The following is a 12,541-nucleotide window of genomic DNA, read 5'->3' on the forward strand; positions in this document are numbered from 1 at the left end:
GTTAAAAACATTAGTAAAATTATTACGTTATTAAATATTAAATCTCGAAGTACTTTTCGGTATTCAATTCCACTGATTTGAGTACTACTTTTGGTTTTCCTATATTTACGTACATTCACGATCGTATCGCCTAGAGTCATAACTAAAAATAAGACTCTTAACCAATTGATAAAAGTATCCAGCCGTTCCACCTTCCCTCCAGAACAAAGGATGAAGTCATGGGACAGAATGTTGATGACTCTATCCCATTGGTTAATCCCTAGTCTTATTTTTCGGAATTTCTTTAGTTAAGTCTTCAATGAATTTAAGCTTTTCTACGCTCGTTATATGCTTACTTTGAAGGGTTGATGAAATAGCCGATAACCTCATAAGTTCCATCATATGTTCATGCCTTTGCATCATCATTTTCAATCTTATTTCATCCCAATCTCTACCCATGACCTACCTCCTTGCTTTTTTTATAGAGAGAACTAATTCAATTACAGAGATAATAAGTTCCTAGCTTTTGTATGCAATTAATAGGAATTCACTTCTGTGACACTAGTAATATTAAAAAATGGAGTTTTAAATTTGGATTGCAGTTCATCCTGAAAAGCAATTATTTTAGCCACTAAATCAATTTGAACGACCTGACATACCTTTTTATTAAAAAATCCACCTTTCCACGTAGTAACTTGAAGCAAAGTGCCTTGCATAAGGCTTTTTTGCAGCAATCGCTCCATTTCTTCAATCTCCGTTTCATCCAAGATAGGACGGGGTTGCTTGTTTGCCTCGTTCATCATTTTCTTTAATTCACGTATGTGTTCAGGCATCATAAAAGAGGCTGTCCATTTTTTTGTTCCTCGATCCCTTATCAACGTTGTTTTGCTCCTCCTTTAACTAATGAATAAATTGGTTGGAATTATTCCTTACAAAAAATAGTTGCTTGATTCGTTCAAGGTTATTAAAGTACCAATCTCGAATGGCCAATAATACTTCTTCATTCATCGTTATGAAAATCGTTGTATGATCAACTCTCTTTCCTCGACTATCCAACCATTCATCGCTTCTTCTCTTTAAACACTCCTTATTTCGAATTTCAAATTCTTCTGTGACTTTAAGAAAAAAGAAGTAAATGTAATCTTCGTCTTCCTTTTCTCCGTAAAGGCCCCAAATATAAAACCCTCTACTGCCCTGGTTTTGATATGGCTTCATAGATGAAAATTTTAAAAAATGGTTTTCAGTCTCGATTTCGTTTGTCCCCCTTTCTATTAAAGTAAGCTACCTTGCCTTTATTTTATAAGAACGTGTGTTCCTTATATAATAGCACTAAATAGTGTTATTTTTCGTTTAATAGATTTGCGGACCTGCAATAACGAATGGAATTTTATTGATACAGAACATATGTTTGTGTTATGATATTAGTAAGAAATTTCATTTAAATCAAGGCCTAGAAGGTGATGAATATTGACGGATAATCGGGAAAGGTTTGGAATTTATCTTCCTCCAAAATTAAAGGATAGACTCCGAGATTTGCACGATGAAACAGGCTATTCAATGAATCAATTAAGCCTAATGGCGATTTGTCATCTAGTGGCGGATTACGAAGTAAATGGGGCAGCAATTTTTGAGGAGCTGCAGAAAATTAAGAATGAAGTGAACGGTCGTTTGAGTTGATTTGAAATGAAAAATGGGAAAGGAGATGAAACTCCTTCCCATTTCTTTATTTGATTTAAAATATAGTCTTTTTGCCTTTTATTTGGAGTAAACTTTTTAAGAGTATATAACGTTTTTGGTTTATAGAATGAGTAAATCCTGAAGCAATGCATCCTTCTTTATGAATCTTTAAATGTTATTCATCGTCCTCGTCTTCATCGTCAATTTCTTGTAATTGCTCATCTACCTGCTCATATATTTCATGTAAAAAGCGGTTAAATTTTTTGGCATCAAAAAACATGCTTGGATAAAAATCCGCCCAGATTTTAAAGTAATAATCTTCAGTGTAATAGTCTTTAACTCTAAAATTCATATGCCATTCATTTTCTTTACTATCCCAACCCAAGGAAAAATCAACTACTGTGTCGACAACCTCATAAATTTCATCTGGGTCCTCAATGAGTTCCAATTCATCACAAAGGTAAACGCCTATGGCCCATTGAGTTAAATCGGCTAATGACCTAAAAAATTCACTTATATGTTCTTTTTCCTCTATATTTCCAAGGGTAACTTCTCTAATCTCATCGAACAGTTTTTATTCCAAACATTATCATCTTCATTGTCTTTTATAAATCCTTCTTCCCGTAAAGCTCTGATCACATCGTCTTCGAATAAGCTTAAATCATAGCTGTGTTCATAATCCATGATAAATTCCTCCTGCTGATTCAAGTTTTAAGTTTACCGAATGTATTTAGTTGGTTTATTAAAAGTCCTCTGTCCACAAAAGCCGTTTTCACGTTAATGTTTTCGTAACGTTTATGATGCACATACAGCGTTTTACCGTTTATCCTTCTATTCAATCCTTTTTAGTGAAAACAGGCTTATTTCTGTAACTACTCTGGAGTGTTATCCACAATGGGTTAGTTTTTGCTTGTACAGATTTTCTATATAGACGAACAAATTAATTCTTCCCATTAGATTTCTGGTACTTCTTCTAAATTTTCTTGCAATTAACCTCCACCCAACTAAAACCTTTGTTCACCTATTTTTGAATAATTCCCTTCCACTTACAAAAAATAACGAAAAAAGGACTTTGGGAGGAACAACGTGGATACTGGAATTATGGAAATTTACGATTTTTTTAAAGAATTTTTGGCGTTAGATAACAAAAAGAAAAAAGCAGCCTCTTTTCATATTTGTCAATATATAAGTTCCTTTATTGATTATGATTGGCCTGAAAAAATGTTAATCGACCTTATTCGGCTAGATCGAGATCAAAAACTCGTTATTGAGTACAAAAATGTTAAGGGCGGAGTTTATAAAATAGCTAATAAATATTACACTGAACCTTTTAATGAGTTCATTTTTAAAGAGCATTTTTTAAAAAAAGGATCAGTAACTAGTCTTATGGAAATGATCTTCTGGAATACAGATAAAGCAATAAAAAAGTTAAAAAAACAGCTACATGTAAAAAATAAAAAAAAGATTTATGAAATAATTGGCGATGCGTATGGTTATAGCGGAGAAACAATAAGGAAACAGCTTAGTGGGACCCCAAAAAGTATAAACGCAGAATTGATTTTGTACTTAGAACAAGAATTTAACGTTCATCGAGACGAGATTTTAGGTCCTATTAGGATTAAGCATTATCAATTTTTTAAGGACTTCTATTATGGAAACGATGACCTCTACCACAACCCTAACTTAGAAGATGTTTACCGAAATTTTGACTTTATCCTGGCAAAAGATAAAGAGATAGAGCAGGAATTAAGGGAAATGTTAGATGTCATCATTAAACGTTTAAAAAATTTCCTTCCCCACCAAAAAACAGAAGAAATAGAACAAACGGATCTTGCTATAAAATTGTCACAAGAAATTGCAAAAATAACTGAATTTTTGTCAAGTGATAATTGAAGAAGGGAAAAATTTTACCCTTTTTCTTTTTTATAAAAATTTTTGAACATTGATTTTCAAGAACTTGTTCGTTTATAATAAAAATAGCAGGAACATATGTTTGTATTTATCTCTAGTTTCGCTGTTAACTTATGGTAGACTTTGAAATATCATTTATGATGGAAGGTACAAAAACATGTCAAACATAATGTAAAGTAACTGATATGTTGCAAATCTAAATCTTCCCCAAAGCGAACCATAGTCTCCCCTATCCTTTTAAGTTAGTTATCTTGAAAGTGAGTTTTTAGAGTCGCAAAAGATTATAATTTTTAAGACAAAATCTTTTTTTCGTTAAAGGTCAATAAATAGTTGCAATGCCTTCTATTAATTACTGTTCAGGAGGAATACTCATTTTGAAACATATCAATTACAGAGAAAAAGAGCATCGGAGAATTAATGGGATGTACACTGTCTTTAATGCTCACGATGAAGACAAAACCTATCAAAGTGATCCTAAAGCAGTATCAGTTGTCCTTAGCCCAAAAGGTTTCCTAGTCGAACCAGCTTTAGATTATTTAAAAAGCAAATTTGATGATGAGTGCTCGAAGGAAAACCTCAATAGTTTTGCTAACGCTATTTGCCACTGGCTAAATTTTTGTAGGTTACATGGTATGAATGGAAAGGAAAAAATAACAAAGGAAATTTTAGGTTCTTACATCTTATACCTTTCAGTCCTTCCAAAAGATTTGCGGAACAGAATTACTGTTGACTTAAGTGAATTGGAGTACCTCCCTGTTCATCCTTATATAAGGGGTATAGAGGACACGGATACAGTAAAGATAATATACGATGAGTGGTATAGTGCTCCTTACACCAAAATTAAAGCAGCTGACAATGTAATACCTTTACATATATCCGAAAGTTTTAATGCTGAACTGGATGAAGAAGCATGGCGGCATCCTAATAAGTTTATTCATCAAAATTTGCAATTCACGCTTGACTATTTAGATTGGTTAGGCAAATCCCAAAAATGGAGTCACCACTTCCCCCTTATTACACCAGATGTTGTACTATATGAGAAGTTTTATAACAAACATACAAAGAAACCTTATTTTATGTGGATAGGTCACCCTAATATTGCAAACATCACAAAATTAAAAGATGGACCGTCGAGTACCCAAAGGGAGCGAATTTTTTATGAAAGTGAATTACGTACTTTTTTAACGGATTCAAAGACCCTCGGCAAGAATCATCAACGTAAATGTATGTTTTTCCTTCTGCTTTTAACTGGGATGAGGATCTCTGAATGCTTAAATCTTTTATTAAAAAATGTACGTGTCTCTATTCATCGAAACCAAGGGCTAGACAATCCCTTTTCATCATACACCGTAGTTCATTGGGAAGATTTGTTTAAAATTGAACGGGATGAATTGGATAAAATGGATATTTACCTCGATCGAAATTTGAATTTTCATGTCAGGGTAAAGAAAAGATTAGCTTATGAAGATAAAAGAAGAGAAAATAAAAAGGCTGGAGAACGTCATACAAGACTACGAGATGTCTATAATATTCCCGAATTATTAGAGCAAGAATGTGAATCCATTTTCGTAACACCAGTTGACTTCTTTAAAATGTTTCATGGTGAATTAATTCAAAATTCCGATTTGATGAAAGACCCCTTTCATATTGTCGATGAAACAATCGGGTACTACCGAGATTGTAAAGAACAAGGCATTGTAGTGACAGATTCTAGCTTTTCAATGGAACATAAAGTAAAACTCCAAAAAATTAGGTCATTGATTGATAATTCATGGTTTGGGAAACTACTCCGAAATTATTTAATTGAAAGACATTTAATATTGAAGGAAAAGAAACCCATAGGTTTAAGAAAACACTTTCTATTTGTGAACCCAGAAACAGAGAAAGCGAGTCCATTTATCTCCCAAACCCCGTTAAAATGGCTCGACAATATTTGCAATAATCAGAATATAAAGAGAAACACGTTCGAACATTATAACAAGGCTCTTGGCCACAAAATAAAAAATGACCTTTCACTCCACTCATTCCGCCATACCTATATATCTGCAAGGATTGGAAAAGAGGCAAAAGAAGGCATGTATAACCCAGCCAACTTAAAAAAAGAAATTGGCCATACACCAAATTCACAGGTTACGGAAACGGTTTATTATTGGGCCGACAGAGATACAAAAAAGGAAGCCAAAACAGCATTTTACCGTTATTTAGAGAAAAATATAAATAATATTAAATTAAAGGAAAATGTTGAGGATACTAAAGAAGATTAAACAAGCGATGAATACGGGAAATATTTTTGGTTTTAATTAAATGTGGAGGCATTATTAATGCGTGAAACAATTAGTGTAAAGGAAGCTGTTGCAAGACTTTTGGAAACGGAAACGAGTGGCAAATCTCTTTTAAGACCTGAAAGATCAATAAGATTAATGTTGCAAAAAGGAATGATTGAAGGCATTCCACCCACTAAAAAAAATGATATTTGGAAGGTCTATAAGGATTCCTTAGAAGATTATATTAAATATAAAAAAATATATGCAAACAAGCCTAGGAAGAAACTGTTGATACCATCTGCTCATGAATGGTCTATTGAAGTGAGTATTGCCAATATTTTCGAGCGATTGAAAAATGAGTCTATAGAAAACATAGCTGGCTCATTAGGTACCAGCAAGGAAACACTGGAGGCGAAGTTAAAAAAGTTAGGCTATATCTGCAACCAAGATACCAAGGTGTACGATTATATTTACGAAGGAGACGAACCCCGAAATGCCGTTATCACATTAGAAATAGAGATTACCAGTTATGAAGTAGATAAAATTCTACTTCTTATAAACCATATTAGAGAGAAGGATGGTTATGAAAAAATCAGCTCTGATGGGCTTAATAGACTCTCCAATTATATAAATGAAGATTTAACTTCACCATTAGATGCTTTATTTGTAACAGATAAAATGGATAAACGCCTTGATTTTTTATGTAGTAAGAAAACTAGAAGTCATAATGGGCAAATTGTTCGGATAGTCGGCTTATGTCTAGCTTTAAAATTTCAAATAAAAATAGATTACTCGGTTGCCATAGAAATTTTAAAAGATACCTTTCATAATAGAAGATCCCTTTCTAAGTTAAATTCAGAAGAAATCAATTCATGTTTTGAAATTATGTACTGGGTAACAAAGGTCCTGTACCATTTTATAACAGATGGTAATGACTTTTTAAAAGAACTTGATAGGAAGGTATTTGTCGAGAGAAAAAGTTGGGCTGCCTCTGAAGGTTCAAACGTTTTTTTATATTTAATTGCTATTTTGTTAGATAACAAGAAAAATACTTGGAAAGAAATATCAATCATTACAGCAGATCAATTAAGAGAATATTATCTAAGAACTCCGATTGTAGACAAACGGGAAAAGGCACAAATGGATTACCTCTACCGTAATAAAACAAATTTAGCTTCTATTTTTAAGCGTGTTAACCTCAAGGAGGGGCAAAACGAAAAGGATGATAATTCCTTTCTTTATTCTCCCCAAAAAATTGATGAAATTAGGTTGATGGCTGAGAACTATCGAATTTATTTAAGAGTAAGGAATCTTTCAACTAACTCATTTACAAGATTCCTTTCGGTTTTAAATAAAAAGCATGAATCAATCTCAGATATTAAACACTTAACTACCGAAAATATAGAAAGATGCTGTCTAGAATATGTTAATTACTGCAAGGAAAATAGGTTCGAAAAAGAATCTTGCCGATCTGCTATAAACTCATTTCTATCTGTTTTAGCCGAAATAAAACAGGTCTTTGGACAGAAAAAAAGCTTAATTGGTGTTACTTATGACCTCCCTTATGATGAAAGGTATTTAATAGATAATAAAACAGGGGTTCCAGAACACCAAACCGTATACGGACGTATTAAAGGAGAATTTACAGGTATAGATAGTTCTGAAGGTACTACCTCCACTACTGCTTCTGAAGTTGCTGCTGCTATCTCTTCAGATGATAATGATGTAAATAATGAGAGTGATGAGTTATCTGAGGGCCTTTCTGAAACGTCTGGTACATTTAAAACAGATATAGTGTTAGCTGATAAAATTGTTCGAGCTATTTACCAATACGAGCCCAAAGCACCAAAAGATACTCCTGAATATTACCATGAATACCAATACACTACTATGTTACGGGTCATGGCAGATGCTGGAACTAGAAGCGAAGAAGTGATAAATATGCCTAACAACACCCTAACATATCATGCTGAACATGATGTAAACATTGTAATTTTAGGATTAAGCAAATTGGGTGATAGGTTTGGCGTGGTTCCCATTGGGAAAGAGACAGCTAAAATGATTGATGAATGTACAAAAATGAGAATGGCTCTTTTTCCTGACTCAAAAATCATGATGAAGATGACGGGTGATAAAGGTTACCTCGAAGAAAAATATGTTAGACAGTTTATAAGAGTTGATAAACGAAATGGAGCAATTCATGGAGTAAGTAAAGATGTTTTAGAAAACCATCTTGATAAGATTTGCGAAGAAGCGGGCATTACTAGACCTCCAAAAACAAGATTTCACTTTATGCGTCACAGAGCTGCAGAGTATTTCTTTTTTGGAATGAGCGAATATGAATTTGAACATAGTGATGATCCAGAATACAAACTGGAAGTGATTAAACGATTACTCCGCCATCATGATGAGGAAATGACAAAAGATTATACTTGGAGTAGACTTTTAGACTTACTTGCCGAAAAAAACCTAGTATTCCTAAGAGATATGAAGAGCCTAAAAGATTATCATCCCAATAAGAAAGTCGAAGAGTTAGAAAAAAGAACTCTTATTGAATCATTGGAAAAAAGAATTCAAAAGGACTTAGAAACCAAGCTTTCTACGCCAGGAATTCACAGAGTTCAATTATTCCTTTCCTCTCCCCTTTCAAGCTTGCCAGAAGAAGCATTTGAAGCAATGAACTCAACGCAAGATGTGAGTAAAATTATAAATTTCTTTAGAGAAGTTGATGGCGAGAAAAGTGAAGGCACATTTGCTGTTAGTGGAGCATTTTTTGGCAGGTGTGTTAATCCTACCTGCTGGAGACACAAAGAAAAAATCACATGTATTAGTTGTTTTGATCATTTAATTGAAGAAAGAGACGAACCACGATTGCTTCAGGAAATTGTCAACTGTCATATTAGAACACAAGAGATATACCAAAACTATGATGATAATATGCACAAAGAACAACTTCGTAGTCTTCAAAGCCGAATTTCAATTTGTATTGAAAAAATGAATACATGGCTTGGTATTAGTGAAACAGAAATTGTGCAAAAAGTACAAAAGCGACTTCATGAAACAGTAACAGAGGCTGAATATAGTTTTAAAGCTTTTATAAAAGACTTAGAGAAGATGAAACTTGCATTTCCAGCTTAGTAATTATAAAAATTATGAAAAGGGTGGGGTTACGTTGGCAATAAATACATCGGTTACGTCTTTACCCCCCTTCCTTTTATGGAAGGATAAATTGCTTACTTATGACGAGGTGATTCAGATTAGAGAAAAGTACGGTTTTTTCCAATCCGCACCAATTTATGCTTTTAAAACCATGTTTAATTATTTTAAAAAATATGGTGTAGAAACGCCAACACAAGCTTGGATGTTGTATCAAAGTGAGGTAAAACAAGTAGATAAAGACGTTTATGCTTTTCATAGGCATTATCAAAATTTCTTTGAGACGTATTTAATCATGCTAATGGCATTTTCTAGTATTCCAATAGATAGAGATATTATTAGTGAATTCTATATTTTTAATCCAGGCCCAAGAGTTGGTATCACAAGGTTTTTAATGGATGATTTTTATCACCAAACAAAACCCAACAGTTTCCCTAAACTTGATAAACTAAAAAATATAGAAAACCGTAGATTTATTCTTTCATTGAATACTTTTTATAAAATCAATGAATTAACGGAAGAAGCAATTGTTAAGGAATTTTTAAATGCCGTATCTATGGATACTTACAGAAAAACAGGTGTGTTTAAAAATAAAAGCAGATATGCAAAAAAAAGTTTTTTAGAATTTATAGAGAAAATATACCCTGAATTGGTAAAAATCGGAGCAATGGAACACAAAGACAATATATATGAATTTCTCCGCTCTCTTATTTATCCACCGAAGGATGATGTAAATAAATTACGAAATTATTTAAACAAAAGAATCGAAAACCTAAAAGGTACTGAGATGAAAACTGTAATTCAAAAATTCGTAGAAAGTAACATAATAAAAATTAATGGTAATGAAGAAATTCAAAAGGAATACGGACACCTACAGAGTATCATACATAATTGGTGCAATCTCTCAATTGTTGCAATGGATGATGGAGTAGATAAGATTGCAGATATTTCTGCTCAGCATCGAGATCAGTGGCTTTATGAAAATAATAAGATAGATGGCAAGAGGTTATTAATTTATATCCTTCCTGTTCTTAAGTTCTATAACGAGATTATACTTGGCAAAAACAGTCCTGATTATTACGATGTTTCAATTTTCAGTACTAAATGGAGTCCCAATATTGGGAAAGACGTGAATCATACCCCTCTTCAAGGTGCCGCCTTCGGGCAGATTATTTCTGCACTAGCTCAAAAGATTTTAGAAACAAGAAAAGAGTGTTTAGTTGAAGGGGAATTAAATCAAGAAAAATTCGGCAAAAATCTTCATAAATGGGAAACTCAAGTCCTATTATATAAATTTTTCATTTACAGATTAATTTGGATTATTCTATTAACTGGTAGACGACTGATAGAGATCCGTCAATTAAAATTGGCAAGGGTGAAGAATTCCCTTTCAGCAGATGATAAATACGTTTATATACGAACGGCAAAGGGAAACGATGACAAAATGGAAGAATTCGAGAGAGGTCAAAAATACGAAAATGGCACTTATGAATTTGACTACATACACTTGGATGTTTTTAATGAATTAATTAAAGTAGCAGGTTTTATATATAAAGGTACTGGAATCCCTAAAAGGGATCAATACCTTTTTCCGAGCACAGCTAGAAATTATGAAGTAATTCATCCTGCTTCTATTCGTAATAATTTTATGGAATTACAAACAGAATTCGATATTTTGCATGGTTCTCCTGTCGATTTTAAAAACAAATTAATGTACCAGAGTTCACCCGACTGGCAAAAGTTATTAGGAAAACCATTGTTCACCATCCACGATTTGCGACATGCGTATATTCATACTATTCACGCTAATGCACACTTACCATTAGTACAGGTAGTAATGAATATCGGACACCGAAATAATAAATCTATAGGTGCGTATACACAAATTTTGGCATCTGTATTTCAAGTATTTAATACTTTAGAGGAACAAGGTCATGTAGGTGCTGCAAAAGAGCTTGTAAGTACCTTTTACAATGAAACCAAGGGAATAGAAGTCGACAATGCTTACGTTGTATTAATAAACTTTCTTGAATATCTACACGAAGAAAAAAAGGATACACCTTTAAAAGAAATTAACCCTGATCCTAACCAATTTACGGAAAAAGATAGCGATTGTGTGACTACCATTTCATGTGGTGATACTGGAATGGGTTGCCTTCGATGCAATGATTTTAGAGCTGGTAAAATGACCTTCATGGCTTTATTGAGTGTTAGCACTATTTTTGATAAAGAGTTTAGAAATATTAATGGGGCAATTGACCAGATTAACAAACGTAAAAAAGAAATTTTAAAGGTGAAGAGTAAAGAACATAAGCTTTATGAAGCATTCGAAAGGGATTTTACATCACTAATTGATAAGTTTAGAGGTTTTATTGAATCAAGACAAATAACCTTATTATCAAAAGACACTGGATTTGGGTTAGCCGAAAAAGAAGCTGATGAAATAATTAGTAAGATTGGCAAAAGGGCAAGAAAATTAAATTTAGATGATGACATTGTTAAATACATTAAACAATCAAGAAAAGCTGGTATGTTTAGTGAAATTGATTTCACTTTATACCGTACTGCAGCAAATAGAGAGGTGTTTAAAGCTCTATGAACAAAAATGAATTATTAAAGAGTAAAAAGATTCACGCAATTAAAGCCGCTATTAAGGAAATGGCAGCGGCTGGTGCTCAATCATTTCCAAAACAAGAAATTGCAAGAAAAACAGAAACTCTTTTTAAGGTCCAAGATGATCCAGACTATATTGTTGATTATAGGTTACTTTCAAAACCATTTTATAAAAATAATCTGGAGAAATGGATTAAAGAAGAAATTGGAAGAAACAATCCCAATTTAGTAACAGCTCACAAGAAAGCTATCAAAGCAATAAAGGAGAATGTAAAGAAAAAGCACAAGGAACTTGAAAGAGAATCCTTTAAAGTTGTTGATATGATTCTAAAAGGCAAAATAAAGGTAGATAAATTTACAAGAAAGTTTTTGGTAGATGAAGTTAATAAGCTATCGCATATAAAATATGGTCCTACCATTTTTTCAGACGAAAAATATGAGCGAATTTACCACGATGCTCATGCCAGGTTGATTGGAAAAGTTTCAACAGTGAACGATGCAGATTCCCAAAAGATTGTAACAGCACTAGAACATAGTAAACTTAAAAATGAATTGAAACAATTGAAATTGAAAAACAAAGCCTTAGTTAAAAGAATGTTTGTAGTTACCGATGGTGACGAAGAGTTACTTTCAGAAAATGACATCTTGTATTCCAAATTAATGTCAACCCGCTTAGACCCAAAGCTTTTGGAAAGCTACTTCCCCCATCTGCTAGAACTAATTAACGGACAAAAAGAAGTAAATGCCTATAATGTGGTGATGAAAATTATTGAAACGTGCCAAAAATCGAAAAGGCAGGAATTGTTTTAACCATCAGTTTCTTAGCTGTAGTTTTTGTGGTGTGGATAACAGAAAAAAACTAAAACAGGAATCCAATTACACTTGAATTGGATTTCTTTTCATTTGGCTCTATTAAAATTAAATGTTGATTTTTATGAATT

Annotated in this window: 11 protein-coding genes; 6 read left to right on the plus strand and 5 right to left on the minus strand. The window is 33.0% G+C overall.

Going from position 1 to position 12,541, the window contains the following annotated elements; genetic code table 11:
* Nucleotides 1-252: 252 nt before the first annotated feature.
* From ACE198_RS22380 to ACE198_RS22390, 3 genes are all read right to left on the minus strand, one after another.
* Nucleotides 253-438, minus strand: coding sequence for a hypothetical protein (locus ACE198_RS22380; RefSeq protein WP_375377103.1), 186 nt, complete (start codon nucleotides 436-438; stop codon nucleotides 253-255).
* A gap of 77 nt (nucleotides 439-515) precedes the next feature.
* Nucleotides 516-857 (minus strand): YolD-like family protein, encoded by a 342-nt coding sequence (locus tag ACE198_RS22385; RefSeq protein ID WP_375377104.1) that lies wholly within the window; start codon nucleotides 855-857, stop codon nucleotides 516-518.
* A gap of 22 nt (nucleotides 858-879) precedes the next feature.
* A complete protein-coding gene (locus ACE198_RS22390) occupies nucleotides 880-1,194 on the minus strand; it encodes a hypothetical protein (protein ID WP_375377105.1) in 315 nt (104 codons plus the stop codon).
* 252 nt (nucleotides 1,195-1,446) lie between these two features.
* Here ACE198_RS22390 and ACE198_RS22395 point away from each other — a divergent pair, with 252 nt between their 5' ends.
* Complete coding sequence (locus ACE198_RS22395; RefSeq protein ID WP_375377106.1) at nucleotides 1,447-1,656, plus strand: ribbon-helix-helix domain-containing protein; 210 nt, start codon at nucleotides 1,447-1,449, stop codon at nucleotides 1,654-1,656.
* Between the two features lie 175 nt (nucleotides 1,657-1,831).
* On the opposite strand, the gene ACE198_RS22400 is transcribed toward ACE198_RS22395, so the two are convergent.
* The gene (locus tag ACE198_RS22400) at nucleotides 1,832-2,104 is read right to left on the minus strand and encodes a hypothetical protein (RefSeq protein ID WP_375377107.1); all 273 of its coding nucleotides are present in this window, start codon (nucleotides 2,102-2,104) and stop codon (nucleotides 1,832-1,834) included.
* An 83-nt stretch (nucleotides 2,105-2,187) separates the two neighbouring features.
* Complete coding sequence (locus tag ACE198_RS22405) at nucleotides 2,188-2,340, minus strand: hypothetical protein (RefSeq protein WP_375377108.1); 153 nt, start codon at nucleotides 2,338-2,340, stop codon at nucleotides 2,188-2,190.
* A 402-nt stretch (nucleotides 2,341-2,742) separates the two neighbouring features.
* On the opposite strand from ACE198_RS22405, the gene ACE198_RS22410 reads away from it, so the two are divergent.
* From ACE198_RS22410 to ACE198_RS22430, 5 genes are all read left to right on the plus strand, one after another.
* Nucleotides 2,743-3,549 (plus strand): hypothetical protein, encoded by an 807-nt coding sequence (locus tag ACE198_RS22410; RefSeq protein ID WP_375377109.1) that lies wholly within the window; start codon nucleotides 2,743-2,745, stop codon nucleotides 3,547-3,549.
* A gap of 392 nt (nucleotides 3,550-3,941) precedes the next feature.
* Nucleotides 3,942-5,831, plus strand: a complete 1,890-nt coding sequence (locus ACE198_RS22415) for a site-specific integrase (RefSeq protein WP_375377110.1) — start codon at nucleotides 3,942-3,944, stop codon at nucleotides 5,829-5,831.
* A gap of 57 nt (nucleotides 5,832-5,888) precedes the next feature.
* Nucleotides 5,889-8,969, plus strand: a complete 3,081-nt coding sequence (locus ACE198_RS22420; protein WP_375377111.1) for a site-specific integrase — start codon at nucleotides 5,889-5,891, stop codon at nucleotides 8,967-8,969.
* 34 nt (nucleotides 8,970-9,003) lie between these two features.
* Nucleotides 9,004-11,586: a hypothetical protein gene (locus ACE198_RS22425; RefSeq protein ID WP_375377112.1), complete on the plus strand. Its 2,583-nt coding sequence runs from the start codon at nucleotides 9,004-9,006 to the stop codon at nucleotides 11,584-11,586.
* Nucleotides 11,583-12,410, plus strand: a complete 828-nt coding sequence (locus ACE198_RS22430; RefSeq protein ID WP_375377113.1) for a hypothetical protein — start codon at nucleotides 11,583-11,585, stop codon at nucleotides 12,408-12,410. The genes ACE198_RS22425 and ACE198_RS22430 overlap by 4 nt, the downstream gene beginning before the upstream one ends.
* The last annotated feature ends 131 nt before the right edge of the window (nucleotides 12,411-12,541 follow it).

Source organism: Neobacillus sp. KR4-4 (assembly GCF_042136325.1).
Classification (GTDB): Bacteria; Bacillota; Bacilli; order Bacillales; family Cytobacillaceae; genus Neobacillus.